The organism is Myceligenerans halotolerans (assembly GCF_054782975.1).
In genome coordinates, this window is the sequence record NZ_BAAGRL010000023.1 from 109,880 (window position 1) to 133,427 (window position 23,548).

The following is a 23,548-nucleotide window of genomic DNA, read 5'->3' on the forward strand; positions in this document are numbered from 1 at the left end:
CCTTCACCGGAGGGCCGTCACCCGCGAGGGTGGCGGCCCTCCGCCGTTCCCCGGACGCGTCACATCTTGCGGAGCTGGTGGAACATCGGGCAGTCGAACGGGTCGCGTGCCTGCAGGCCGACGCGGTTCAGGTAGCCGACGACGATCGCGTACGACCGCAGCAGGCTGGTCTCCGTGTACGGGATGCCGAGCGTGCCGCAGTGCTCGCGCACGATCTCCCGTGCCCGCGCCAGGTGCGGCCGGGGCATGCTCGGGAACAGGTGGTGCTCGATCTGGAAGTTCAGGCCGCCCATCAGGATCGTCATCCACCAGCCGCCGCGGATGTTGCGCGAGGTGAGCACCTGCTTGGACAGGAAGTCCAGCCGGCTGCCGGCCGGGATGATCGCCATCCCCTTGTGGTTCGGCGCGAACGACGCGCCCATGTAGACGCCGAACACGGCCATCTGCACGGCGAGGAAGGCGAACGCCAGGCCCACCGGCAGCACCCAGAACAGGATGCCCACGTATACGGCCAGGCGCAGCCCGATAGTCACGAGTTCCTGGACGCGCGCGGTGCGGGTGCGGGCGAGTCCCGCGCCGCTCGCACCGGGCTCCTTGAGCAGCGACCGGATCGCCGTCACGTGCAGGTTCACGCCCTCGAGCGTGAGCAGCGGGAAGAACAGCCAGCCCTGGTACCGGTTGATCAGCGCCTTCAGTCCGCGGTGCTGCCGGACCCCGTCCTCGGTGAAGGCGATGACGTCGTTCGCGATGTCGGGGTCCTTGCCCTCGTGGTTCGGGTTGGCGTGGTGCCGGGTGTGCTTGACCATCCACCACGAGTAGCTGATCCCGACCACGGCGTTCGCGAGGGTGCGGCCCAGGCGGTCGTTGGCGGGGCCGGACTCCAGGACCTGGCGGTGCGAGGCCTCGTGCGCCACGAACGCGAACTGCGTGAGCACCAGGCCCAGGGCGCCGGCGAGGAGCAGCTGGAACCAGGAGTCGCCCAGCAGCACGAATCCCGTGACGATCCCGCCCAGGGCCAGCGTCAGCGTTCCCAGGGTCCACAGGTAGTACGCACGCGCCCGTCGCAGCAGCCCGGTGTCCCGGACGGTGCGCGCGAGCGCGGAGTAGGTGGACGTGACGGGGGTGGTGACGGACATGCACACCTCGTGGGACTAGGTTCGACTTCCCAGCCGACGGTGGTGGGGGCAGAGCGCCCGGACTTCGGATACGGCGAGAGTACGGCACCGCTGTCCCGGACTTGACGCCGGGCACGTGTAAACCTGGAAAAGACTTGACTTATGTTGAGGATGAGCCTGGCGGCTCCGGAAAGCATTGTCAGCCCTCGACCAGCGGCACGAAGCGGTAGCCGCCGTGCTCGCTCACGTCGACGTCGCCGTCCGGGTGGCGCTCCACGAGCAGCATCCGGCTCCGCACCGGGATCACCATGAGGCCGCCGGGTGCGAGCTGGTCCACCAGGCCCTGGGGCAGCCGGTCGGCCGCGGCCGACACCAGGATCCGGTCCCAGCCGCCCGGCCGTGGCGAACCCAGCGTGCCGGGCCGCGCCGGTTCCACGCGCGCCCACCCCATCCCGGTCGCCGCCACGTTCGCGTCGCCCCACCCGGCCAGCCGGGCGTACCGTTCGATACCGACGACCTCGCCGTCCGGGCCGGTCAGGTGGGCGAGGAGGGCGGTGGTCCAGCCGGACCCGGCCCCGATGTCGAGCACCCGCGCGCGGCGCGGCACGTGCAGCAGGCGCAACATGTCGGCGACGGTGCTGGGCTGCGAGGACGTCTGGCCCTGGCCGATGGGCAGCGGGTGGTCGGCGCCCGCGAAGGGGCGCTGGCTGCGAGGGAGGAAGCCGGTGCGCGGCACGGCGTGCATGGCGCGCGCGACGGCGTCGTCGGCCATACTCACCAGGGTAGACGTGGTGCCGCGCGGGCGCGGGGCGGCGTGCGTGGGGGAGGCGCGGCCGGCGGGTGCGGGGCGGCGCGGCCGCCGTCGGCCATCTCACAGGACCTGCGGTTTGAACGGCGTGGTCACATCCCGTAATCTTGGACGTCGGTGCGCGCTCTGCGCACCTGTCCCGCGTGCCCATGGCGCACCGCACTCGACCGCCGCGGCGGTGAGAGTTTCAGCAAAGCCGGTGACCGACGTCGTGCGTGCACGCCAAGACGAGGAGAAGAGTTCAACGTGGTGTACGCGATCGTCAAGGCCGGTGGCCGGCAGGAGAAGGTGTCCGTCGGTTCCATCGTGGTCATGGACCGTGTCCCGGCGCAGCCGGGTGAGACGGTGGAGCTGCCCGCTCTGCTGCTGGTCGACGGGGAGAAGGTGACCACCGACAAGGCCGTGCTGGCCGAGGTCAAGGTCACCGCCGAGGTCGTGCGGGACGAGAAGGGCCCCAAGATCACGATCCTCAAGTACAAGAACAAGACCGGTTACCGGAAGCGGCAGGGTCACCGCCAGCCGCTGACCCGCCTCAAGGTCACCGGCATCAAGTGAGCTTCCGCCGGGCGCGTCGCCCGGCGATCGTACTTCCCGAAAGAGGTCAGCAGAGATGGCACACAAGAAGGGCGCGAGCTCCTCGCGCAACGGTCGTGACTCGAACGCCCAGCGCCTCGGCGTCAAGCGCTTCGGTGGCCAGGTCGTGAACGCGGGCGAGATCATCGTGCGCCAGCGCGGCACGCACTTCCACCCGGGCAACAACGTCGGTCGCGGTGGCGACGACACGCTGTTCGCCCTGGCCGCCGGCGCCGTGCAGTTCGGCACGCGCCGCGGCCGCAAGGTCATCGACATCGTCGAGCCCGCCGGGGCCTGATCCCCCGGCTCCCGCGCAGAGGGGCGTGCCCGGCTGGGCACGCCCCTCTCGCTGTTTCCAGCCACTGGCGCCGAGCAGCCGGGACCAAGTACCTGTTCGGTCGTCGTGGCCGGACCTTGAGAGGATGTACCCATGGCCAGCTTTGTCGATCGCGTCGTCCTGCATGCCGCAGGCGGTAACGGCGGGCACGGCGTCGCGTCGATCCGTCGCGAGAAGTTCAAGCCGCTCGCCGGGCCCGACGGCGGCAACGGGGGCGACGGCGGCACCGTGAAGCTCGTCGTCGACCCGCAGGTGACCACGCTGCTCGACTACCACCACTCGCCGCACCGCCGGGGGGCCAACGGCACCCAGGGCATGGGCGACGACCGGGACGGGGCCAACGGCGGCGACCTGATCCTCGGCGTCCCCGACGGCACGGTCGTCAAGGACCGCGGCGGGAACGTGCTGGCGGACCTCGTCGGGGTGGGGGCGGAGTACATCGTCGCGCAGGGCGGCCGGGGTGGCCTGGGCAACCGGGCGCTGGCGTCGCCGAAGCGCAAGGCGCCCGGATTCGCGCTGCTCGGGGAACCGGGCGACGAGGCCGAGGTCATCCTCGAGCTCAAGACCATCGCCGACGTCGCGCTGGTGGGCTACCCGAGCGCGGGCAAGTCCTCGCTGATCGCCGCGATCTCCGCGGCGCGGCCCAAGATCGCGGACTACCCGTTCACGACGCTCGTGCCGAACCTCGGCGTCGTGCAGGCCGGGGAGTCCCGCTACACCGTCGCGGACGTGCCCGGCCTGATCCCCGGCGCGAGCGAGGGCAAGGGGCTGGGCCTCGAGTTCCTGCGGCACATCGAGCGCACGGCGGTGATCGTGCACGTGCTCGACTGCGCCACGCTGGAGCCGCAGCGCGACCCGCTCAGTGACCTCGACACGCTCGAGGCGGAGCTCGCTGCGTACGCGGGTGACCTGGGGATCGAGGGCGGCCGGGTGCCGCTCGTCGAGCGCCCCCGCATCGTGGTGCTGAACAAGATCGACGTACCCGACGCGCGCGACCTGGCCGAGATGGTCCGGCCCGACCTGGAGGCCCGGGGACTGCGGGTCTTCGAGATCTCGACCGCGTCCCACGAGGGGCTGCGCCCGCTGACGTTCGCGCTGGCGCAGGTCGTCGAGGAGGCGCGCGCGGCGGCGCCGGCGCCTGAGCCGAAGCGCGTCGTCCTGCGGCCGAAGGCGGTCGACGCCGCGGGCTTCACCGTGACCCGCAAGGGCGGCGAGCAGGACTACTGGTTCGAGGTGCGCGGCGCGAAGCCCGAGCGCTGGGTCAAGCAGACCGACTTCAACAACGACGAGGCGGTCGGGTTCCTCGCGGACCGGCTGGAACGGCTCGGCGTCGAGGACAAGCTGTTCAAGGCCGGCGCGGTGGCGGGCGACGAGGTGCGGATCGGCGATCCGGACAATGCCGTCGTCTTCGACTGGGAGCCCACTCTGACCACGGGCGCCGAACTGCTCGGCGCCCGCGGCACGGACCTGCGCCTGGAGGAGGCCACGCGCCCGACCCGCGCGGAGAAGCGGCGTGAGTTCACCGAGCGCATGGACGCCAAGGCGGAGGCCCGCCGCGAGCTGTGGACGGAGCGCGAGTCGGGCGTCTGGACGGACCCGGACCAGGAATAGGGGTTCGCGAGGGCGGCGATGCGGTCGGCTGGTTGTCGAGTGGTCGGTCCGATGTCGGATGATCGGCCGCCCGGGGGACCGATCATCCGACATCGGACCGACCTCTTGACATCGGACCGACCTCAGGTTCCGTCTGGCGAAATGAGCGAGCGCCCTGGCGGGGCCGGCGGCGATGATGGGGGAGTGGCCCCCGTTTCCTCCCGTGCCGCGCTGCCCGCCGCGCGCCGCGTCGTCGTCAAGATCGGATCCTCCTCGCTGACCCGCCCGGACGGGCACCTCGACGAGGGCGCGCTCCGCTCGCTCGTCGACGTGCTCGCGGCGCGCGTGTCCGGTCCGGGGGCGGGCGACCCGGCGGGCTCGGCACCGAACGGCGGCCAGGTCGTCCTGGTGACGTCGGGAGCGGTCGCCGCGGGGATCGGCCCGCTCGGGCTGCCGGCCCTCCCGCGCGACCTCGCCACCATGCAGGCGGCCGCGTCGGTGGGGCAGGGGCAGCTCGTGGCCCGGTACACGGAGGCGTTCGCCGGTCACGGCCTGCGGGTCGGGCAGGTGCTGCTCACCGCCGAGGACACGGTGCGCCGCTCCCGCTACGCGAACGCGCAGCGCTCGCTGGAGAAGCTCCTGGCCCTCGGCGTCGTCCCCGTGATCAACGAGAACGACGCCGTGACCACGGCCGAACTGAAGTTCGGCGACAACGACCGGCTCGCGGCCCTGGCCGCACACCTCGTACGGGCGGACGCGCTCGTGCTGCTGACCGACATCGACGGGCTCTACGACGGGCCGCCCTCGCGTCCGGGCACGCGCCGCATCCCGCACGTCGCGCAGCTGTCCGACGTCGCCGACGTCGAGGTGACGGCCCGGGGCAGCGCCGTCGGGACCGGCGGGATGCTCACCAAGCTGCAGTCGGTGCGCATCGCCACCGGGGACGGGATCCCCGTGGTCCTCACCCGCGCAACCGACGCGGCCGCCGCGCTCGCCGGCGAGGACACCGGCACGTTCTTCGCCGCCACGGGCCGCCGGACGACGGCGCGCCGGCTGTGGATCGCGCACGCCGCCGGGACCCAGGGACGCATCCACCTCGACGGAGGCGCGGTGCGCGCGGTCCGTGGTGGCCGCGCCTCGCTGCTGCCCGCCGGGGTGACGAAGGCCGAGGGCGTGTTCGACGCCGGCGACCCCGTCGAACTGGTGGGGCCCGACGGCGTCGTGGTCGCGCGCGGGCTCGTCGCCTTCGGTTCCGCCGACCTGCCCGCCCTGCTCGGCCGCACCACGCACGCCCTGCGGGAGGAGCTCGGCGAGGGCTACGACCGCGAGGTGGTGCACCGCGACGACCTCGTGCTGGCGGGCAACGGGTTCGCGTGAGCGCAGGCGGGGCCGGGCGGCCGGGTGGTCGGCGGCAGCCCAGGTTGTGGATAACACCTGCCGGGTGTCGGCGACGGGTCGTAGGCTCGTGGACATGACGAGCCTTGCACCTGACACCGAGTCCGCTTCCAGCGTGGCCGAGGTCACGCCGACGCCGCCGTCGGACGACGACGCGGCCGTCGCGGTGCGCGAGATCGCGCGACGTGCCAAGGTCGCCTCGCGGGTGCTGGCCACGGCGAACCGCGCCACGAAGGACGCCGCGCTCGGCGCGATCGCGGACAGCCTGGTCGCCCGTGCGGAGCGGATCGTGGCGGCGAACGCCGAGGACATGGAGCGCGGCCGGGCGAACGGTATGTCGCCGGGCCTGCTCGACCGGCTGGTGCTGACACCGGAGAAGATCGGGCAGATCGCCGACGCCGTCCGGGAGGTGGCCGGGCTGCCCGACCCCGTCGGCGAGGTCGTGCGTGGCCAGACCCTGCCGAACGGCCTGCGGCTGCGGCAGCTCCGGGTGCCGATGGGCGTGGTCGGGATGATCTACGAGGCCCGCCCGAACGTGACGGTCGATGCCGCGGTCCTCGCGCTGAAGTCCGGCAACGCGGCGGTACTGCGCGGCGGCTCCGCGGCGGCGTCGTCCAACCGGGTGATCGTCGAGGTCCTGCGTGCGGCCCTGGGGGACTCGGGCCTGCCCGCGGACCTCGTGCAGACCATCGACGCGCACGGCAGGCCCGGCGCCCGCGCGCTGATGCGTGCTCGCGGCCTGGCCGACGTCCTCATCCCGCGCGGCGGGGCCGACCTCATCCGGACCGTGGTCGCGAAGTCCACCGTCCCCGTGATCGAGACCGGCGTCGGGAACGTGCACGTGTACGTCGACGCCACCGCCGACGTCGGGATGGCCGTGGACATCACCATGAACGCCAAGACCCAGCGGGTCGGGGTGTGCAACGCGGCCGAGACCCTGCTGGTGCACGCCGACGCCGCCCCCGCGTTCCTGCCCGCGGCCCTCGCCGCACTGGCCGGCGCCGGCGTGGTGCTGCACGGCGACCCGCGCGCGATGGAGTACGCGCCCGAGGGGGCGACGGCGATCCCCGCGACCGACGAGGACTGGGCCACCGAGTACCTCGCGCTGGAACTCGGCGTGAAGGTGGTCGATTCCCTGGACGAGGCGATCGATCACATCCGCACCTGGTCGTCGGGGCACACCGAGGCCATCGTGACCCGTGACCTCGCGGCGTCCGAACGGTTCGTCGCCGAGGTCGACTCCGCCGCGGTCATGGTCAACGCCTCCACCCGGTTCACCGACGGCGGCGAGCTGGGCCTGGGCGCCGAGATCGGGATCTCCACCCAGAAGCTGCACGCCCGGGGGCCCATGGGCCTGAGCGAGCTCACCACCACCAAGTGGATCGTGCAGGGCGACGGCCACGTGAAGCCGTAGTCTCCGCAGGATCTTCCCGGACCCACACCGTCCGGATACGGTACGCCGGGCCCGGCGTGAGAGACTAGGGCCCACCTGAGCACGAACCACAGGAGGACATCCGTGCTGCACACTGCGGTCCAGATCGCCGAGACCACCACCGAGCACGCCGACGCGCTGCCCTTCCCGCCGCCCGTGTTCGGCCTGATCGCCTTCGGCACGCTCGTGGCCGGTCTGCTGTTCACGTTCGCCTTCCGCAACGTGAACAACCGGCACGCCGAGGTCCCTGCCTCCCACGACGACACCGGCCACTGAGACCGCAGGTCGGACCGGCGCCAGTGACTGCTCAGCGGCCTCGGATCGGTGTGATGGGTGGGACGTTCGATCCCATCCACCACGGCCACCTGGTGGCGGCGAGCGAGGCCGCCGCGCGGCTGGACCTGGACGAGGTCGTCTTCGTCCCCACCGGAAGGCCCTGGCTCAAGCACCACCAGCAGGTCACGGAGCCCGAGCACCGGTACCTCATGACGGTGATCGCCACGGCATCCAACCCGCAGTTCACGGTGAGCCGGGTCGACATCGACCGCCCCGGGACCACCTACACGGTGGACACCCTGCGGGACCTGCGGCTCGAACGGCCCGATGCCGATCTCTACTTCATCACCGGCGCCGACGCGATCCAGCAGATCCTTACGTGGAAAGATGCTGAGAAGCTCTGGGACATGGCACACTTCGTGGCGGTCACACGCCCGGGGCACCGCTTGACCGTGGAAGGGCTGCCCACGGACGGGGTGACGACGTTGGAGGTCCCGGCGCTCGCGATCTCGTCGTCCGACTGCCGTCGGCGTGCAAGTGCCGGGCTGCCAGTGTGGTACCTGGTGCCGGACGGCGTGGTCCAGTACATCGCGAAGCACGGACTGTATCGAGGTCTTCAGGATGAGTGACAACAATGGCCGGCCTCTGACGCGGCGCGAGATCCGCGAGAGAGAGGCCGCGGCACGGGCCGCCGCGGAGGGCGGTGGCCAGGCCCCGGGTAGCCCGCCGCAACGTGGCGCCGGACCCCAGGCCGGCGGCTTCCCGTCGCAACCGCCCCCGGTCACACGGCCGCCGCAGGCGTCCGGGACCCGTGGCGTCGATGCCACAGGCCGGCTCACGCCCGTGCAGCAGCAGGGCGGTGCGCCCGGCGGCGACGTCCCGACGGCGTTCCCGCCGTCCCGCGGTGGCGCGGCCCCGGCCGGCGGTGCACCCTCCCCGTTCCCCAGCCGTACCGACGCCCCGGCGGACCCTGCCGGCGGTCCGACGGGCCCGCAGAACCCGTTCGGCGGCCGTCCTGGCGCTCCTCCCGCGGGTCCCGCCGGCTCGCAGAGCCCGTTCCCCGGCCCCGCCGGTGCACCGGCCGATCCTGCAGGTGGGCCCACGGGCCCGCAGAACCCGTTCGGCGGCCGGACGAGTGCTCCGGCGGACCCCGCCGGCGGCGGCCCGACCGGCCCGCAGAGTCCGTTCGGCACGCGCGGTGGTGCGCCGGCAGGCCCGGCAGGTGGCCCGGCCGGCTCGCAGAGCCCGTTCGCGCCCCGGACGCCGGGAGCTCCGCCACCCGCGCCGGCGCCCGGTGCCCCGGACGACTTCTCCGACGAGACGGTCCGCCGGGTGCCGCAGTCGGCCGCGCCCTGGGGGGCTCCCACTCAGGCGCCCGGCGCCGCTCCCGGTCAGGCCGCACCCGGTGCTCCGAACGGGCCGGGCGGGCCGGGTGGCCAGGGCGCCCCGCCCGGGGGCCCGGGCTCGCCCTTCGGGGACCGCGGCGCGAACCCGCCCCGGGCCGAAGCCACGCAGGTCGCGCCCGCGGGCGTCCCGTGGGGCCGGAACGCTCCGGGACCCGGTCCCGTAGGAGCGCCCGGTCCTGGGGCCCTGCCTGGTCCGGGGGGTGCGCCCGGACCCGGGGCCGTGCCGCCGGCATCGCCGTTCCCGCCGGCAGCGGGCGCCGCGGGCGCTCCACCTGGTCCGGGCGGTCCCGGCGAGTTCAACCCGGGTTTCGACGCGATGGTCGGGCCCGGGCGGCCGCAGGCCGTCCGGAGCGGCCCCGTTCCCGAGGACGACGAGATCGAGGAGGATCCCGGCCCCTCCTACACCTGGTTGCACTACGTCATCCTCGTGGTGGTGGCGTTCGTGCTCGGCTTCCTGATCTGGAAGCTCGTCCTGGAGGAGGACCCGTCCTACAGCAGCGACGAGGCCGCGCAGCTGATCGTGTCGGTGCTCCCCGGGGCGGGACTCGCATGACGGCGACCGAACGCGCCCGCGAACTGGCCGTGCTCGCGGCCCGCGCGGCGAGCGACCGCAAGGCGCAGGAGATCATCGCCCTCGACGTGAGCGACCAGCTGGTGCTCACCGACATCTTCCTCATCGCGTCGGGGACGAACGAGCGCCAGGTGTCGGCGATCGTCGACGCCGTCGAGGAGGCGATGCACAAGGCGGGCTCGAAGGCGATCCGCCGGGAGGGCCTCTCGGAGGCGCGCTGGGTCCTGCTGGACTTCGGCGACGTCGTCGTACACGTGCAGCATGCCGAGGACCGTGTGTACTACGCGCTCGAGCGGCTCTGGAAGGACTGCCCGGAGGTCGAACTGCCCGACGACGCCCGAGGTGGCGGCGACACGGCCGAGTTCGGCGGGTCCGACAAGGACGCCGCCATCCACCTCGACCCGAGGCTCCGCCAGTGACGGCGGGCACCGTCGTCCTCCTGCGTCACGCCCGCACCGCCTACAACCATTCCAAGCGCCTGCAGGGGCAGATCGACATCCCGCTGGACGACGTCGGCCGCTGGCAGGCCGAACAGGGGGCGAGCGCACTCGCGTCGTCGCACACGGCGACGAAGGTGGTGGCGAGCGACCTGCAGCGCGCCTTCGACACGGCGACCGCGTACGCGAAGCTGGTGGGCGGCGACGTCGAGCCGGACGAGCGGATGCGGGAGCGCTCGTTCGGCGAGTGGGAGGGCCTGACCGGCGAGGAGATCGCCGAGCGCTGGCCCGCCGAGCACGCGCGGTGGCGTGCCGGCGCCGATCCGGTGCGGGCGGGTGCGGAGTCCCGCCGGGCGGTCGCCGACCGCATGGGCGCCGCCGTGCTGGAGCACGCGGCCGGGCTGGACTCGGAGGACACGCTCGTCGTGGTCTCGCACGGTGCCGCGATCACGCTGACGCTCACCCTGCTGCTCGGCCAGGACCCCGTCGCGTGGCGGGGCATCACCGGCCTGCACAACGTGCACTGGTCGCACCTGCACGCCGCTGACTCGCAGAGCCACCCGGCCTGGCGGCTCGTGGCACACAACGTGGGCGCGGGCTACCCGCTGGACCACTGGCTGGCGGGCCCGGACTGGAACCTGGAGCCGGGCGTCTCGGAGGAATGAGCCGAGCCGGCCGAGGGCCGGCGAGTCGTCGAGCATCGTGAGGAGGGGTCCATGGGGCAGTCCTGGGCGGAGCAGCGCACCGAGGCGGCGCGCCTGCAGGCCGAGCGCCTGCGTGAGCGGCAGGACGCCGAGCACGCGCGCGCCGAGGCGATGCTCGCCGAGTTCGTCGCGGCGGCCCGCGCCGCGGGCCTCGCGTCCGAGCCGCTCGTCGTCCGCGGGTACGGCGGGCGGGGGAGTGCCCGCACGCCGCTGCACGGCTGGTACCTGCGCATGGACCGGACGGCCGCGGTGGCCGACGACGGCGGCTTCTACGTCCTGACCGCGCCGCTCACCCTGCTCGACCGGCTCCGGGGCGTGCACCCGGACCCGAAGCGGCCGCCGCTCGTCCTCGGCGCGGGCGGCAAGGACGGCGACTCGATCGAGCTCTCGGCGGCGCTGGACCGGCTGCTCCCGGACTGGCGACCGGGGACGACGCCAGGCACCTGACGCGTGCTGGCCTGCGGGTTGGTCGCCCGAGTCGGGTGAGGACTACGGTCAGCGAATGCACCTCACCCATCACACGACAGGTTCGGGGCCGGACGTCCTGCTGCTCCACGCGGGCGTGGCCGACTCGCGGATGTGGGGTCCGCAGGTCGCCGCACTCGCTGAGCACTACTGCGTCACCACGTGCGACCTGCGCGGCTACGGCGACACGCCGCTCACCAGCGAGCCGTACAGCGACGCCGACGACGTGCGGCAGCTGCTCGACACGCTGAAGACGCCCGTCACGATCATCGGGGCGTCGGCGGGCGGCCATGTGGCACTCCAGGTCGCCTCCGGCTGGCCGGAGCTCGTCGGCACGCTCGTGCTGCTCAACCCCGCCTACCCGCTGCCGGCGACGCGCTCGCTCGAGCGCTTCGCGCGGCGCGAGGACGTCCTGCTGTCGGCCGACGACGTCGAGGGCGCCACGGAGCTGAACGTCGCCACCTGGGTGGGACCCGAGGCCGACGACGCCGCCCGCGGCCTGGTGCGCACCATGCAGCGCCACGCCTTCGAGGTGCAGCTCGCCGCCGGCGACGCCGTGAACCAGCTACCCGGCCCGGACACCGACCTGTCGCGCGTGACGGCACGCACGCTCGTCGTCTCCGGCGGCCAGGACCTGGACCACTTCCGCGAGGTCGCCCACCACGTCGTCGAGAGGATCGCCGGCGCCCGCCACGTCCAGCTCGGCTGGGCCGGCCACCTGCCGAACCTGGAACGCCCGGACGAGATCACGAAGCTGATCGCAGAGTTTCTCTAGACGCTGGCGGGTGGGTGTGGCCGGTCAGGAGGGTGGCTGCTCGGTGCCGCGGTCGATGCCGAGGGTGGCCACGAGGTCTTCGTGGAGCTGGAACCAGACCCGGTGGCAGGAGTCGATGTCGGTCCTGTCGATCCACCCGTGGTGGCCTGCTCGGGCCCGGTGGACGGCCGCCCCGAAGCGTTCGTCGTAGCCGGCGAATCGGGGGAGCGCGCTGCTGAGACGGTCGGCCAGCGGGGCGAGAGCGCTGCTGAGCGTCGCGAGCTCGTCCAGGATGCGGCCGTCCCAGGCGGGTCGCGGTGGTCGTTGGCGGCGAGCCTGTCCTCGCCGGTGGGTTTGAGCTGCCAGTCGGTGACCGCGCGCAGCAGGCGCGCGTTGAGCGGCAGGAAGTCCCGGTGGACGGCGCCGATCTCGTTCGCGGGATCGGCGCTTTCGCGCTCATGGGCGAGCTGGCGTTCGTTCTCGGTCCTTCCCGCGTCGGTCAGGGACCAGCCGCCGGCGTCCGCGAACGCGGTGTGCTGCACCCAGCCGCGGTGTTCGGCGTCGTGCAGTATGCCGATCGCCTCGTGGCGCGAGGCCGCGGCCCGGTCGGCGATCTCGGCGCTGCCGGCGTAGCCGAGCAGTCGTACCGCGTGGAGCACCCGCAGGGGCATCGGTGAGGTGAGTGTCATGGCTGCTCACCCCGCCCGGGCGGCGAGCCGGGTGAAGTGCTGCTGACAGGCCTGGGGCGACCGGAATCCCATCGCCTCGGCGATCTGCGCCCAGGTGAGTCCCGCGTTCCGGGCCGTGAACAGCAGCCCGGTCTCCACGCCCTCGACCTCGGCCCGCGCGGCGGGCAGCAGGGCGAGCGCGCTGAGGAGGTTCTCGGAAGTCAGCTCCGCGGACTTCCAGAGCGCGAACTGCGTGAGATCCACAGCCGTGGGCGGGATCGGTTCGGGACGCCAGGGGCGAGGGCCCAGGTCGCCGGCACCGAGTTCGAGAAGCCGATCCTGCGCGTCACGTTCACGCCGGGCCTGGGAGCGGTCGGGGTCGGGGTCGGCCGGGCGATCGACGTCGTGCTTGCGGTCCATGCGCCTCATCCTGCAGAATCAACATCATGTTGTCAACAAGGCGTTGATCGGCGGAGTGCTTGCGGGACGGAGCGTTGATGGATGGAGTGATGGTGGTACCTCTTCGGGAAGCGACCGCCGACACCTGCGGCGGTAAGGCGGCGGTGCTGGCGACCCTGCTGCGGGAAGGACTTCCGGTGCCCGACGGCTTCGTCGTCCCCTTCGTCGCGCAGGAATCGGCCGACGGCGCGCCGCCGATTTCCGCCGCGCTGCGGTCCGCGGTCGCTGAACGGCTCGCGGCCATGGGGGACTCGGTGGTGGTGGCAGTGCGGTCCTCGGCGGCGAACGAGGACACGACCGACGCATCCGGGGCCGGCCAGTACGAGAGCGTGATCGGCGTCCAGGGAACGGACGCCGTCTCGGAGGCGATCCGAACCTGCTGGGCGTCGGCGCGATCGGACCGCGTCAGCGACTACTGGCGCGGAGTGCACGGCGCCCGCCAACCTGGGCCGCCCGACATGGCCGTGCTCGTCCAGCGCCTGGTCGACGCCGATGTCTCCGGCGTGATGTTCACCCCGTCCGCACCGGGTCATGGCACCCGGATCGAGGCATCGCGAGGCCTCGGCCTCGACGTCGTCGGAGGGGCGGTCACCCCCGACAGTTACGAGATCGCCCCGGACGGCGGCGTGAACATTCACGACGTCCCGAGCCCGGAACGGACGCGGCCCGTCCTCGAGGATGAAGCCGCCACGGCGCTCGCGGTCCTCGGGGAGCGGGTGGCGGCGATTCTCGGCCGGCCCCAGGACATCGAATGGGCGGTCGCGGACGGGAAGGCGTGGATCCTCCAGTCGCGGCCCGTCACCGCGCCCCTTCCGCCGCTGCCCGCCCGGCCGCCGTCGTCGGACGGCGCCGTACTGACCGGTATACCGGGTGCCCACGGGATCGCCGGCGGGATCGCCCGCGTCCTGCACAGCCCCGCCGAGCTCGCGCGCGTGCGGCGCGGGAACATCGTGGTCTGCCGGTTCACCGAGCCGGCCTGGACTCCCGCGTTCGGCATCGCCGGAGGCGTCGTCACCGAGACCGGGGGAGTGCTCTCCCACGCCGCGATCGTCGCCCGCGAGCACGGCATCCCAGCAGTGCTCGGTGTCGCGCACGCCACGACCAGTGTCCGCGACGGTGCTCGAATCACGGTCGACGGCACGGCGGGGACCGTCACTGTCACACCGGACTGACTGAGAGAACCAGTCCCCGTGCAACGAGAAAGGAGAACGGAAGGCTCGTGCGCCACGCGAGCCTCCGGCCAACTCATGTCGACCAGGTATCTCTACATCGCGCGACACGGCGCCGCCGACCCGTTCGGCGAGCTCACCGACACCGGGCAGGAGCAGGCAAGGCTCCTTGGCCGTCGCCTCGCGCACCTGCCGATCGGCGCCGTCCGGCACTCACCCCTCCCGCGTGCCGCCGCGAGCGCTCAGGAACTGGCCGCACAGTTGCGGCCGGGCATCCCGGTGGCCGAGGCAGCCGAGCTCGTCGACCACATTCCCTACATCCCGTCGCCGGAGGAGACGCCCGGCCCGTGGGTGCCGTTCTTCGACGGGTACGACGCCGAGGAGGCTGCCGTCGGCAACCGGATGGCCTGCGACCTGACCGCCAGGTTCGCCACCGCGCCCGATCGAGCCGACGGCGACGTGCACGAAGTGCTCATCACCCACGCCTATCCGATCGCCTGGCTCATCCGTGACGCCCTCGCCGCACCGCCGGTCCGGTGGCTCGGCCTCAGCAGCGCCAACGCGGCGCTGACCGTCATCGAGTACCGCCCGGGCGTTCCGCCGAGCATCGCCATGTTCAATGACATGACCCACCTGCCTGCCGAACTCCGCTGGACCGGCTTCCCGCAGGTGGCCCGCCCCTGAGGCGAGGCACTCACCGGGTGTCGGGTGCCTCAGGTGAGCACCGCGACCGCCTCTTCGGGGGTGGTGAGGTCGGCCATCGAGACGGCGCCGGTCGTGGAGATGTCGGCGACGCGCGCCGCGGCGAGCGCGGTGAGCCGTCCCGTGGCCTCGGACTGGCCGGTTCCCTCGGCCTGCCGCCGTTCGCCGGTACGGCGGTTGCGCACGACGAGATGCCACGCGGCGGTGCCCAGGTGGGGTGCGCTCCCGAGGGCTCCGCGCAGGAGCGGGAGGCGTCCGACGATCGCGAGGGCGGTGGTCATCGGCGCGGAGCTGAGGCTGAGGTAGGAGCGGATGGCGGGGCCGCCGGGTCTGCCGAGAAGCACGTGATCGGGGAAGTCGGCGCGGAGATAGCGCCGACGACGTCCGTCCGGCCCGGTTTCCCGTCGGCTCGTGAGCAGATTTCGTACGGGGATGCTCTCGGGGGGCTGGTGGACGTCGGAGCCGACAAGGCCCGCCGTCCACGCGACGGCCGCCGGCCCGTGCCGATCCCCGGATCCGAGCATCACGAGGACGTCGATGTCGTCTCCGCGTCGAGCGGTCAGCGCCGCGACGAACACGGTGCTGAGGCCCGGCACGAGGCCCGCGCCGAGCACGACGGGGCCGGTGGCGGCCGACCGGAGCGCGTCGAGGTAGGCGCCCGACGCCGAGATGTCGACCAGCGGTGTTCCGTTCACGGCGGTGGCGATGCCGGCGCGTTCGATGCCGGACGCGTTGACGACGACGTCGTGCCCGGCGGCGAGGCGGGTCAGGGCCGCGAGGTCGCCGCGCAGGTCGACGCCGGTGTCGCCGTCCGTCGTCCGGCTCGCAGCGGTCACGGTGTGGCCGGAGTGCGTCAGTTCGCGGTGGACGACGGCGCCGACCGCGCCGCGCGCTCCGAGCAGGAGCGCCTTCATCGCGCGCCTCGCACGGGAATCTCAGGATGTGTCGTCTCGGTCACGCGGGTACCCAGCCTTTCGATACGTCCGACGGGTGATCGGTCGACACCGATGTTCCCCGCGGTGCGCCGCGAGGCCCAGCGTTCTTGCGGAACCTGCAAACATTGCCGGATGGAAACGGATGTTGCGGTGATCCTCGACGCGATCGGCCCACGCCTGCGCGCCTTGCGCCAGGCGCGCGGGCTCACCCTGGCCACCGTCGCCGACCGTGCCGGCCTGTCCCCGAGCACCTTGTCTCGCCTGGAGACGGGGGACCGCCGCCCCACCCTCGACGTCCTCATCCCGCTCGCACGGGCATACCGGGTCTCGTTGAACCGGCTCGTGGACGCGCCGGCCACCGGGGATCCGCGGACACATCTGGAGCCGTACCGCCACGCCGCCGGCGGGGTGATCGTGCCGCTCACGCGCTACCCGGGTCGTGTCCAGGTCTTCAAGCATGTCGTCGGTCCCCGGGATCCACGGCTCGCGACCCACGCGGGCCACGCCTGGCTCTACGTCCTCGCAGGCAAGCTCAGGCTGATCCTGGACGACGACGAGCACCTGCTCGGCCCCGGAGAGACCGCGGAGTTCGACGCCCGCACGCCGCACTGGTTCGGCCCGGCGGACGACACCCCGGTCGAGATCCTCCACCTCTTCGGCCCTCGCGGCGATCGCCCCATCGCACGCGTCGATCAGGCGCACTCGTGAGCCATGCCGTCCTCGCTCCTCGCACCGCGGCCGCGTCCCTCACCTCCCTGGGGCGGGGATCTCGCCCGAGCCGCGAGCGATGAGCTGGGTGGGGACGACGAGCCGGCGTGCCGGGCTCGTGTCTCCGCCGATCCGGGCGAACATGCGGTCGGCCGCGAGCCGGCCGATCCGGTCGGGATCCTGGGCCACCACCGAGACCCGCGGCTTGACGAGGTCGCCCGCCTCGACGTCGTCGAATCCCACGAGGGCGACGTCGTGCTCGCGGCCGAGCTGCTGCAGCGCCCGGATGGCGCCCACGGTGAGGAGGTTCTGGCTGGAGAAGATGGCCGTCGGCGGGTCCGGGAGGGTGAGCAGGCGCCGGGTCACCGCCGTGGCGCTCGCGTCGTCGTGCAGGTCGACCACGATCAGCGTAGGGTCGGGGGTGAGCCCGGCGGCGGCGAACTCGTCGAGGTAGCCCTCTCGTCGCAGGCGGGCGGTCTGGATGCGTTCGAGGTCGCCGAGGAACGCGATGCGCCGGTGACCGTGCGCGACGAGGTGCCGCACGGCGTCGCGGGCACCGTCGAGGTTGGAGGTGACGACGCTGTCGATGTCGATCCCGGTCGGTTCCCGGTCGATACAGACCAGCGGGGTGCCGCGCTCGAGATGTACTCGTAGGTAGGACTGGTCGTCATGGACGGGCGTGACCACGTAGCCGTCGACCCGCCGCCGCGAGAGCGCGGTGATCGCCCGCTGCTCGGCGGCCGGGTCGTCCTCGAGGCTGGTCGCGAAGACCGCGTAGCCGTGCTGGCTGGCGACGCGCTCGATGGCGCGGTGCACGTGCGCGGCGAACGGGTTCGCCACGCTCGAGACGAGCAGGCCGATCGTGTGGGACCGTCCGTCGGCGCGCCGGAGGTTACCGGCGTGCAGGTCGGGCTCGTACTGCAGCTCGGCGGCCGCGCGGCGTACCCGCTCGGCGGTGTCGGCGGCCACGTTGGGCTCGCCGTTGACCACCCGCGAGACGGTCTTGATGCCGACGCCGGCGAGGCGCGCGACGTCGCGCATCGTGGGCCGGCGGGCCGTCGCGGGGGTGGACGCATCCTCTGACATCGATGTCACGAAAGTGTCTCTCCTCGGTTCACTTGGGTTGACCCTACCGCGTGACTCGGGTAGACAGTGTACTGACAACGTTGTCGGGCGAGAGCCCACGGCAAAGGAGTTCGACGATGACCCTCAAGATCGCGAAGACCGCGACCAGGCGACGGTGGCAGCGCGGTGCGGTGCTGACCGGTACCGTCGCCGTCGCAGCACTCACCCTGGGGGCGTGCGGCGGCGGGACGAGCGGCGATGACGACGCCATCGGCGTCTCGCTGATCGTCAAGACCACCACCAACCCGTTCTTCGTCGCGATGCAGGACGGCGCCGAGGACGCCGCCGCGGAGCACGGCGTCTCGCTGACGATGGCGGCCGGCCGCGAGGACGGCGACGAGGACACCCAGATCCAGGCGATCGAGAACGCGGTCGCCCGCGGCGACGCGGGCATCCTCATCACGCCGAACGGCCCGTCCGTCGTCGACGCCATCGCCTCGGCCCGGGACGCCGGCCTGTACGTGATCGCCCTCGACACGCCGCCCGACCCCGCCGACGCCGTGGACATCACGTTCGCCACGGACAACCGGCTCGCCGGGCAGAAGATCGGCGAGTGGACGGCGGGAGCGCTCGACGGCGAGAAGGCGACGATCGCGATGCTCGACCTGTTCGGCGACAAGGTCGTCACGGTCGACGTCGACCGCGACCAGGGATTCCTGGAGGGCATGGGGATCGACGTCGCCGACCCGCAGGCCAACGGCGACGAGGAGGCCACCGGCGACTACAGCGGCGGCGAGTACGAGATCGTCGGCCACGAGGCGACCGACGGCGCCGAGGACGGCGGCCGCACCGCGATGGAGAACCTGCTCGCGAAGAACCCCGACGTCAACGTCGTGTACACGATCAACGAGCCCGCGGCGTACGGCGCCTACCAGGCGCTCGAGGCGGCGGGCAAGAGCGGCGACGACGTCCTGGTCGTGTCGGTCGACGGCGGCTGCGCCGGCGTGCAGAACGTGACCGAGGGCGTCATCGACGCCACGAGCCAGCAGTACCCGGTGAAGATGGCCGAGCTCGGCGTCGAGGCCATCGCGCAGCTCGCGGCCGACGGCACCACGCCGGAGACGAGCGAGGGGCTGGACTTCTTCAACACCGGCGTCGAGCTGGTCGCCGACGAGCCCGTCGACGGGGTCGAGTCGATCGACTCGACCGACGCCGCCGACATCTGCTGGGGCTGATCGCCGATGAGTGCCACCACCGCGCCTCCGGCCGATCCGGCGGCGGAGTTCCTCGACCGGCGCAGCCCGCTCGAGCGCGCCCGCGGCGTGCTGCACCGGTATCCCGCACTGAGCCCGGCCATCGTCCTGGTGCTGTCGGTCATCGTGTTCGGTCTGCTCAACGAGCGCTTCCTGGCGCTGTCGAACCTGTCGCTGATCACGCAGCAGGTGGCGGTGGTGGGAACGCTCGCCGTGGCCCAGACCCTCATCATCCTCACCGCGGGGATCGACCTGTCCGTCGGGTCGGTCATGGTCCTGGCCTCGATGGTCGTGGCCCAGGTGGCCAGCGGGTCCGGGGTGCCGGCGGGGCTCGCCCTGCTCATCGGGCTCGTGACCGGTGTGGCCTGCGGCGGTCTGAACGGGTTCCTGGTGACCCGGCTCAAGCTGCCGCCCTTCATCGCCACGCTCGGCACGTTCAGCGTGTTCACGGCCCTGGCCCTGCTGTACTCGCACGGGGCCACCGTGCGCGGTGGTGACATGCCGGCCCTGCTCACCTGGACCGGCACGACGATCCTGGTGGGCGGGGTGCGGGTCTCCACGGGCGTCCTGCTGATGCTCGCCGCGTACGTCGTCGTGGCCTTCGCGCTGTCCCGCACCGCCTGGGGCAAGCACGTCTACGCCGTCGGTGACGACAAGGAGGCCGCCCGGCTGTCCGGGATCAGCGTCAATCGCGTGCTGCTGAGCGTCTACCTCTCGGCCGGCGCGATCCTCGCCCTGGCCGCCTGGATCCAGATCGGGCGCGCCAATGCCGCGAGCCCGAACGTCGGCGTCGACATGAACCTGGACTCGATCACCGCCGTCGTCATCGGCGGGACGAGCTTGTTCGGCGGGCGTGGCATGGTCTGGGGGACGCTGCTCGGAGCGCTGATCGTCGGCGTCTTCCGTAACGGGCTGTCCCTCGCCGGGCTCGACGTGCTGTACCAGACCCTGGCCGTGGGAATCCTCGTGATCGTCGCGGTCTCGCTCGACCAGTGGATCAGGAAGGTGCGCAAGTGACCACCACCGACACCCCCACGAACACCGCCCCCGACGACGGCTCCACCGTTGCCGGAGCGACGCCGGTCCTGCGGGCGCGCGGGCTGGTCAAGACGTTCGGCCACGTGGTCGGGCTCGACGGCGTCGACATCGAGCTGTACCCGGGCGAGGTGCTCGCCGTCATCGGCGACAACGGCGCCGGCAAGTCGACGCTGATCAAGTGCCTCACCGGCGCGGAGATCCCGGACCAGGGCGAGATCCTCCTCGATGGCGAACGCGTCCACTTCAAACGCCCGCAGGACGCCCGCGCCGCCGGGATCGAGACCGTCTACCAGACGCTCGCCGTCGCGCCGTCGCTGGACATCGCCTCGAACCTGTACCTCGGCCGCGAGGTGCGGCGCCCCGGGCTGCTCGGCTCCGTGCTGCGGCTCACCGACCGGGCGGGGATGCGCAAGGCCGCGCGACAGCACCTCCTGGACCTCGGCATCTCGACCCTGCAGGACGTCACGGTGCCGGTGGAGAACCTCTCCGGCGGGCAGCGGCAGGCCGTCGCGGTCGCGCGGGCGGCGGCGTTCGGGTCGAAGGTCGTCGTGCTCGACGAGCCGACGGCGGCGCTCGGCGTGCGCGAGTCGGGTCAGGTCCTGGAGCTGGTGCGCACCCTGCGTGACAAGGGCGTGCCGGTGATCATCATCAGCCACAACATGCCGCACGTGTTCGAGATCGCCGACCGGATCCACGTCCAGCGCCTCGGGCGGCGTGCGGCGACGATCACGCCGACGTCCCACACCATGACCGAGGCGGTCGCCCTGATGACCGGGGCCGCGGAGGCCTGATCAACCCCGCGGTGGCCGCTGCAACTGGTCGTCCGACCGCCTGTCAGCGGCCGGCCCGGCCTGCGCAGGAGGCGGGTGGCGTGGTCGGTCGGTTGTCGAGTGGTCGGCCCCATGCGCCGGTCGGTCGGTCCGATGTCGAGAAGTCGGTCCCCCGGGGGACCGACCGCATGGACAACGGGCCGACCACTCGGTGACCAGCCGGCCGCTGCCGACAGAAAGGTCACTGACCGCTGTATAGTCAGTCCATGCTGACTATTGCTTCGCGGGTGGACGTGATGAACCGGCTGGGCCGGGCGATGGCGGATCCGACGCGGTCCCGGATCCTGCTGTCGCTGCTGGAGTCCCCCGGCTACCCCGCCCAGCTCGCCCGTGATCTGGAGCTGACGCGCACGAACGTGTCGAACCACCTGTCGTGCCTGCGCGGCTGCGGGATCGTGGTCGCCGAGCCGGAGGGACGCAAGACGCGGTACGAGATCGCCGACCCGCACCTGACCGCCGCCCTGACCGCGCTGGTGGACGTCACGCTCGCCGTCGACCAGGACGTGCCGTGCCTGGACCCGCGGTGCACCGTGCCGGGCTGCTGCGACCCGGGCGATGGGGAGGCCGCGTGAGCGACGAGTGCTGCGGCTCCGAGGAAACCCGCTCGGGAGCGCGGACCATGCGAAAGGTCCCGTTCACGACACGGCGTGTGACGAGTGACGCCTGCTGCGCCCCCGCCGGCCGAGTCGCACCGGCGGCGCAGGGCGCCGATGACTGCTGCAGCACTGCGGGCGGTCCCGTGCGGGCACCGGCGCAGGAGGCCGGAGATGTCGGTAGTGGTCCCGTCGGCGGCCGGGCGACCGAGCCCGTGGCGGACGACGGCGATGCCTGCTGCGGCCCCTACCCTGCTGCGCCCGGCGTCGGCGAGGAGGCGGAGGCGCGCCCACCCTGGTGGCGCGATCCCGCTCTGCTGCCGTCGGCGGTCTCGGGTGTGTTCCTGGCCGTCGGCCTGGGGCTCGGGTGGTCCGGCGCGGGCGCCCTGGCTCTGGTGGCGCAGTGGATCGCGCTGCTCGCGGGCGCCTGGACGTTCGTGCCCGGCGCGGTCCGCCGGCTCGTGCGCGGCCGGCTGGGTGTGGGACTGCTGATGACGATCGCCGCGGTCGGCGCCGTCCTGCTCGGTCACGTCGGGGAGGCCGCGGCCCTGGCGGTCCTGTTCTCCCTCGCGGAGGCGCTGGAGGACCGGGCCATGGACCGGGCCAGGGAAGGCCTGCGTGCCCTGCTGTCCCTGATCCCCGAGACCGCCCGCGTGTCCCGCGGGGGCGGTGACATCACCGTCCCGGTCACCGGGATCCGCGAGCGCGACCTGCTTCGGGTCGGTGCGGGGGAGCGGGTCGCCACGGACGGCGTCGTCGTCGAGGGCCGGTCCGCCATCGACACGTCCGCCGTCACCGGCGAGGCGATCCCCGTCGAGGTGGGCCCCGGCGACGCCGTGCCCGCCGGGGTGGTGAACGGTTCCGGGAGTCTGCTGATCGAGGCCACCGCGGACGGGCGGGACAACTCGCTCACGCAGATCGTCGCGCTGGTGGAGCAGGCGCACGCCCGCAAGGGGGAACGCGCCCGGCTCGCCGACCGCATCGCCCGCCCCCTGGTCCCGGCCGTACTGGTCGCCGCCGCCATCGTCGCCCTGTTCGGCGTGATCGCCGGGGACCCGTGGACGTGGATCGAACGCTCCCTCGTCGTGCTCGTCGCCGCCTCGCCGTGCGCGCTGGCCATTGCCGTCCCGGTCACCGTCATCAGCGCGATCGGCTCCGCCTCCCGGTTCGGCGTCGTCATCAAGTCCGGCGCCGCGTTCGAGCAGTTCGGCACCATCCGCACGATCGCGTTCGACAAGACCGGCACCCTCACCCGGGGCGAGCCGACAGTCGTCGACGTGCGCACCACCGGCAACGCCACCCGGGACGAGGTGCTAGCCCTGGCGGCCGCCGTCGAATCCACCAGCACCCACCCGCTGGCCTCCGCGATCACGGCCGCGGCCTCCGCCTCCTCCGCGACTCCCGCCGCCTCCGCCGTGCCCGCTGGTTCCGCCGCCCCCGGCGTCGCTCACGCGGCGGACGTCATCGAGGACGCCGGACACGGCATCACCGGCCGCGTCGGGACCCGCGCCGTGCGCGTGGGCCACCTCCGCCGGGTCGACCCCCGCGAACTGCGGGACGACGCCGACGACATGGCCGCGGCGGGGATGACCCTCGTCGTCGTCGAGGTGGACGGCCTGGTCGCCGGACTGATCGGGGTACGCGACGAACTCCGGCCCGAGGCCGCCGAAACGGTCCGGATGCTGCACGACCGGCATCTCGACGTCGTCATGCTCACCGGCGACAACGCGCGCACGGCGCACGCGCTCGCCGCCGACGCCGGGATCACCGACGTCCGCGCGGAGCAGCGGCCCGCGGACAAGGCGCACGCGATCACGGAACTCGCCGGTGCGCGTCCGGTCGCGATGGTCGGCGACGGCATCAACGACGCCCCGGCGCTCGCGACCGCGACCGTCGGGATCGCGATGGGCGCGAGCGGCTCCGCCGCGGCCGTCGAGTCCGCCGACATCGCCTTCACCGGCCACGACCTGCGCCTCATCCCGGCCGCGCTGGCGCACGCCAGGCGAGGACGCCGGATCATGACGGCCAACATCGCCCTGGCGCTCGCGATCATCGTCGTGCTGTTCCCGCTCGCCCTGTTCGGCGTGCTCGGGCTGGCCGGGGTCGTGCTGGTGCACGAGGTGGCCGAGGTCGTCGTCATCCTCAACGGCATCCGCGCGGCTCGCCGCCCGGTGCGCGGGGTCGGCGTGCCGCCCCGGACTCACCCCTTTCGTGGGATGCGCCCCGGCGGCACCCCCCTAGCGTGAGAGGAGCCCCATCCCCTCC

General features: G+C 72.8%; 26 protein-coding genes. 20 read left to right on the top strand and 6 right to left on the bottom strand.

From position 1 onward, the window contains the following. Nucleotides 1-59: 59 nt before the first annotated feature. Together ACYVK5_RS15875 and ACYVK5_RS15880 are read right to left on the bottom strand one after the other, a co-directional pair. On the bottom strand, nucleotides 60-1,136 hold the full coding sequence (locus tag ACYVK5_RS15875) for a fatty acid desaturase family protein (protein ID WP_460706689.1): 1,077 nt from the start codon (nucleotides 1,134-1,136) through the stop codon (nucleotides 60-62). A gap of 178 nt (nucleotides 1,137-1,314) precedes the next feature. Next, nucleotides 1,315-1,887, bottom strand: coding sequence for a protein-L-isoaspartate O-methyltransferase family protein (locus ACYVK5_RS15880; RefSeq protein ID WP_460706691.1), 573 nt, complete (start codon nucleotides 1,885-1,887; stop codon nucleotides 1,315-1,317). 282 nt (nucleotides 1,888-2,169) lie between these two features. On the opposite strand from ACYVK5_RS15880, the gene rplU reads away from it, so the two are divergent. The 12 genes from rplU to ACYVK5_RS15940 all read left to right on the top strand — a co-directional run bounded on the left by rplU (nucleotide 2,170) and on the right by ACYVK5_RS15940 (nucleotide 11,884). After that, nucleotides 2,170-2,478 (top strand): 50S ribosomal protein L21, encoded by a 309-nt coding sequence (rplU, locus tag ACYVK5_RS15885; protein WP_460706693.1) that lies wholly within the window; start codon nucleotides 2,170-2,172, stop codon nucleotides 2,476-2,478. Nucleotides 2,479-2,533: 55 nt separating this feature from the next. Continuing rightward, nucleotides 2,534-2,794: a 50S ribosomal protein L27 gene (rpmA, locus tag ACYVK5_RS15890; RefSeq protein ID WP_460706695.1), complete on the top strand. Its 261-nt coding sequence runs from the start codon at nucleotides 2,534-2,536 to the stop codon at nucleotides 2,792-2,794. A 132-nt stretch (nucleotides 2,795-2,926) separates the two neighbouring features. Beyond that, complete coding sequence (gene obgE / locus ACYVK5_RS15895) at nucleotides 2,927-4,444, top strand: GTPase ObgE (protein ID WP_460706697.1); 1,518 nt, start codon at nucleotides 2,927-2,929, stop codon at nucleotides 4,442-4,444. Between the two features lie 141 nt (nucleotides 4,445-4,585). Continuing rightward, nucleotides 4,586-5,800 carry a glutamate 5-kinase gene (gene proB, locus ACYVK5_RS15900; RefSeq protein WP_460706699.1) on the top strand — a complete coding sequence of 405 codons (1,215 nt, stop codon included), beginning with the start codon at nucleotides 4,586-4,588 and terminating at the stop codon, nucleotides 5,798-5,800. A gap of 94 nt (nucleotides 5,801-5,894) precedes the next feature. Further along, nucleotides 5,895-7,232 (top strand): glutamate-5-semialdehyde dehydrogenase, encoded by a 1,338-nt coding sequence (locus tag ACYVK5_RS15905; RefSeq protein ID WP_460706701.1) that lies wholly within the window; start codon nucleotides 5,895-5,897, stop codon nucleotides 7,230-7,232. Between the two features lie 102 nt (nucleotides 7,233-7,334). Further along, nucleotides 7,335-7,526, top strand: a complete 192-nt coding sequence (locus ACYVK5_RS15910) for a hypothetical protein (protein WP_460706703.1) — start codon at nucleotides 7,335-7,337, stop codon at nucleotides 7,524-7,526. Nucleotides 7,527-7,549: 23 nt separating this feature from the next. Further along, nucleotides 7,550-8,155 (top strand): nicotinate-nucleotide adenylyltransferase, encoded by a 606-nt coding sequence (gene nadD, locus ACYVK5_RS15915; RefSeq protein ID WP_460706705.1) that lies wholly within the window; start codon nucleotides 7,550-7,552, stop codon nucleotides 8,153-8,155. Further along, nucleotides 8,148-9,485: a hypothetical protein gene (locus ACYVK5_RS15920; RefSeq protein ID WP_460706707.1), complete on the top strand. Its 1,338-nt coding sequence runs from the start codon at nucleotides 8,148-8,150 to the stop codon at nucleotides 9,483-9,485. Before nadD ends, ACYVK5_RS15920 begins: the two co-directional genes overlap by 8 nt. Next, nucleotides 9,482-9,922, top strand: coding sequence for a ribosome silencing factor (rsfS, locus tag ACYVK5_RS15925; RefSeq protein WP_460706709.1), 441 nt, complete (start codon nucleotides 9,482-9,484; stop codon nucleotides 9,920-9,922). Before ACYVK5_RS15920 ends, rsfS begins: the two co-directional genes overlap by 4 nt. Beyond that, complete coding sequence (locus ACYVK5_RS15930; RefSeq protein ID WP_460706711.1) at nucleotides 9,919-10,605, top strand: histidine phosphatase family protein; 687 nt, start codon at nucleotides 9,919-9,921, stop codon at nucleotides 10,603-10,605. Before rsfS ends, ACYVK5_RS15930 begins: the two co-directional genes overlap by 4 nt. A 51-nt stretch (nucleotides 10,606-10,656) precedes the next feature. Further along, nucleotides 10,657-11,091 (top strand): hypothetical protein, encoded by a 435-nt coding sequence (locus tag ACYVK5_RS15935; protein ID WP_460706713.1) that lies wholly within the window; start codon nucleotides 10,657-10,659, stop codon nucleotides 11,089-11,091. Nucleotides 11,092-11,146: 55 nt separating this feature from the next. Further along, entirely contained in the window at nucleotides 11,147-11,884 is a 738-nt protein-coding gene (locus ACYVK5_RS15940; RefSeq protein ID WP_460706715.1) for an alpha/beta fold hydrolase, read from the top strand. Here the strand turns inward: ACYVK5_RS15940 and ACYVK5_RS15945 are convergent. Both ACYVK5_RS15945 and ACYVK5_RS15950 read right to left on the bottom strand, forming a co-directional pair. Then, nucleotides 11,881-12,552 carry a hypothetical protein gene (locus ACYVK5_RS15945; RefSeq protein ID WP_460706717.1) on the bottom strand — a complete coding sequence of 224 codons (672 nt, stop codon included), beginning with the start codon at nucleotides 12,550-12,552 and terminating at the stop codon, nucleotides 11,881-11,883. The two genes, ACYVK5_RS15940 and ACYVK5_RS15945, sit on opposite strands and share 4 nt — an antisense overlap. Before the next feature lie 6 nt (nucleotides 12,553-12,558). Beyond that, the gene (locus ACYVK5_RS15950) at nucleotides 12,559-12,951 is read right to left on the bottom strand and encodes an SANT/Myb-like DNA-binding domain-containing protein (RefSeq protein WP_460706719.1); all 393 of its coding nucleotides are present in this window, start codon (nucleotides 12,949-12,951) and stop codon (nucleotides 12,559-12,561) included. Between the two features lie 89 nt (nucleotides 12,952-13,040). On the opposite strand from ACYVK5_RS15950, the gene ACYVK5_RS15955 reads away from it, so the two are divergent. Continuing rightward, on the top strand, nucleotides 13,041-14,162 hold the full coding sequence (locus tag ACYVK5_RS15955; protein ID WP_460706721.1) for a PEP/pyruvate-binding domain-containing protein: 1,122 nt from the start codon (nucleotides 13,041-13,043) through the stop codon (nucleotides 14,160-14,162). A 75-nt stretch (nucleotides 14,163-14,237) separates the two neighbouring features. Continuing rightward, on the top strand, nucleotides 14,238-14,843 hold the full coding sequence (locus ACYVK5_RS15960; protein ID WP_460706723.1) for a histidine phosphatase family protein: 606 nt from the start codon (nucleotides 14,238-14,240) through the stop codon (nucleotides 14,841-14,843). Between the two features lie 29 nt (nucleotides 14,844-14,872). Here ACYVK5_RS15960 and ACYVK5_RS15965 read toward each other — a convergent pair whose 3' ends face one another. Then, nucleotides 14,873-15,775: a hypothetical protein gene (locus tag ACYVK5_RS15965; RefSeq protein WP_460706725.1), complete on the bottom strand. Its 903-nt coding sequence runs from the start codon at nucleotides 15,773-15,775 to the stop codon at nucleotides 14,873-14,875. A gap of 153 nt (nucleotides 15,776-15,928) precedes the next feature. On the opposite strand from ACYVK5_RS15965, the gene ACYVK5_RS15970 reads away from it, so the two are divergent. Further along, nucleotides 15,929-16,504, top strand: coding sequence for a helix-turn-helix domain-containing protein (locus ACYVK5_RS15970; RefSeq protein ID WP_460706727.1), 576 nt, complete (start codon nucleotides 15,929-15,931; stop codon nucleotides 16,502-16,504). Between the two features lie 39 nt (nucleotides 16,505-16,543). Here ACYVK5_RS15970 and ACYVK5_RS15975 read toward each other — a convergent pair whose 3' ends face one another. Next, entirely contained in the window at nucleotides 16,544-17,590 is a 1,047-nt protein-coding gene (locus ACYVK5_RS15975; RefSeq protein ID WP_460706859.1) for a LacI family DNA-binding transcriptional regulator, read from the bottom strand. A 116-nt stretch (nucleotides 17,591-17,706) separates the two neighbouring features. On the opposite strand from ACYVK5_RS15975, the gene ACYVK5_RS15980 reads away from it, so the two are divergent. The 5 genes from ACYVK5_RS15980 (at nucleotide 17,707) to ACYVK5_RS16000 (ending at nucleotide 23,529) form a co-directional block, all read left to right on the top strand. After that, complete coding sequence (locus ACYVK5_RS15980) at nucleotides 17,707-18,804, top strand: substrate-binding domain-containing protein (protein ID WP_460706730.1); 1,098 nt, start codon at nucleotides 17,707-17,709, stop codon at nucleotides 18,802-18,804. 6 nt (nucleotides 18,805-18,810) lie between these two features. After that, on the top strand, nucleotides 18,811-19,839 hold the full coding sequence (locus ACYVK5_RS15985; RefSeq protein WP_460706732.1) for an ABC transporter permease: 1,029 nt from the start codon (nucleotides 18,811-18,813) through the stop codon (nucleotides 19,837-19,839). Further along, nucleotides 19,836-20,651, top strand: a complete 816-nt coding sequence (locus ACYVK5_RS15990; protein ID WP_460706734.1) for an ATP-binding cassette domain-containing protein — start codon at nucleotides 19,836-19,838, stop codon at nucleotides 20,649-20,651. The genes ACYVK5_RS15985 and ACYVK5_RS15990 overlap by 4 nt, the downstream gene beginning before the upstream one ends. A 245-nt stretch (nucleotides 20,652-20,896) precedes the next feature. Beyond that, the gene (cmtR, locus tag ACYVK5_RS15995; protein ID WP_460706736.1) at nucleotides 20,897-21,262 is read left to right on the top strand and encodes a Cd(II)/Pb(II)-sensing metalloregulatory transcriptional regulator CmtR; all 366 of its coding nucleotides are present in this window, start codon (nucleotides 20,897-20,899) and stop codon (nucleotides 21,260-21,262) included. Nucleotides 21,263-21,309: 47 nt separating this feature from the next. Then, a complete protein-coding gene (locus tag ACYVK5_RS16000; protein WP_460706738.1) occupies nucleotides 21,310-23,529 on the top strand; it encodes a heavy metal translocating P-type ATPase in 2,220 nt (739 codons plus the stop codon). Nucleotides 23,530-23,548 lie beyond the last annotated feature (19 nt).

Coding starts and splice junctions, on each gene's coding strand:
- ACYVK5_RS15935 (WP_460706713.1), top strand. CDS start 10,657: ATGGGGCAGTCCTGGGCGGAGCAGCGCACCGAGGCGGCGCGCCTGCAG.
- obgE (WP_460706697.1), top strand. CDS start 2,927: ATGGCCAGCTTTGTCGATCGCGTCGTCCTGCATGCCGCAGGCGGTAAC.
- ACYVK5_RS15975 (WP_460706859.1), bottom strand. CDS start 17,590: ATGTCAGAGGATGCGTCCACCCCCGCGACGGCCCGCCGGCCCACGATG.
- ACYVK5_RS15985 (WP_460706732.1), top strand. CDS start 18,811: ATGAGTGCCACCACCGCGCCTCCGGCCGATCCGGCGGCGGAGTTCCTC.
- ACYVK5_RS15945 (WP_460706717.1), bottom strand. CDS start 12,552: ATGACACTCACCTCACCGATGCCCCTGCGGGTGCTCCACGCGGTACGA.
- ACYVK5_RS15955 (WP_460706721.1), top strand. CDS start 13,041: ATGGTGGTACCTCTTCGGGAAGCGACCGCCGACACCTGCGGCGGTAAG.
- rpmA (WP_460706695.1), top strand. CDS start 2,534: ATGGCACACAAGAAGGGCGCGAGCTCCTCGCGCAACGGTCGTGACTCG.
- ACYVK5_RS15905 (WP_460706701.1), top strand. CDS start 5,895: ATGACGAGCCTTGCACCTGACACCGAGTCCGCTTCCAGCGTGGCCGAG.
- ACYVK5_RS15875 (WP_460706689.1), bottom strand. CDS start 1,136: ATGTCCGTCACCACCCCCGTCACGTCCACCTACTCCGCGCTCGCGCGC.
- ACYVK5_RS15880 (WP_460706691.1), bottom strand. CDS start 1,887: ATGGCCGACGACGCCGTCGCGCGCGCCATGCACGCCGTGCCGCGCACC.
- ACYVK5_RS15950 (WP_460706719.1), bottom strand. CDS start 12,951: ATGGACCGCAAGCACGACGTCGATCGCCCGGCCGACCCCGACCCCGAC.
- ACYVK5_RS15920 (WP_460706707.1), top strand. CDS start 8,148: ATGAGTGACAACAATGGCCGGCCTCTGACGCGGCGCGAGATCCGCGAG.
- ACYVK5_RS15980 (WP_460706730.1), top strand. CDS start 17,707: ATGACCCTCAAGATCGCGAAGACCGCGACCAGGCGACGGTGGCAGCGC.
- ACYVK5_RS15960 (WP_460706723.1), top strand. CDS start 14,238: ATGTCGACCAGGTATCTCTACATCGCGCGACACGGCGCCGCCGACCCG.
- rsfS (WP_460706709.1), top strand. CDS start 9,482: ATGACGGCGACCGAACGCGCCCGCGAACTGGCCGTGCTCGCGGCCCGC.
- ACYVK5_RS15940 (WP_460706715.1), top strand. CDS start 11,147: ATGCACCTCACCCATCACACGACAGGTTCGGGGCCGGACGTCCTGCTG.
- ACYVK5_RS16000 (WP_460706738.1), top strand. CDS start 21,310: ATGCGAAAGGTCCCGTTCACGACACGGCGTGTGACGAGTGACGCCTGC.
- proB (WP_460706699.1), top strand. CDS start 4,586: ATGAGCGAGCGCCCTGGCGGGGCCGGCGGCGATGATGGGGGAGTGGCC.
- cmtR (WP_460706736.1), top strand. CDS start 20,897: ATGCTGACTATTGCTTCGCGGGTGGACGTGATGAACCGGCTGGGCCGG.
- ACYVK5_RS15965 (WP_460706725.1), bottom strand. CDS start 15,775: ATGAAGGCGCTCCTGCTCGGAGCGCGCGGCGCGGTCGGCGCCGTCGTC.
- ACYVK5_RS15970 (WP_460706727.1), top strand. CDS start 15,929: ATGGAAACGGATGTTGCGGTGATCCTCGACGCGATCGGCCCACGCCTG.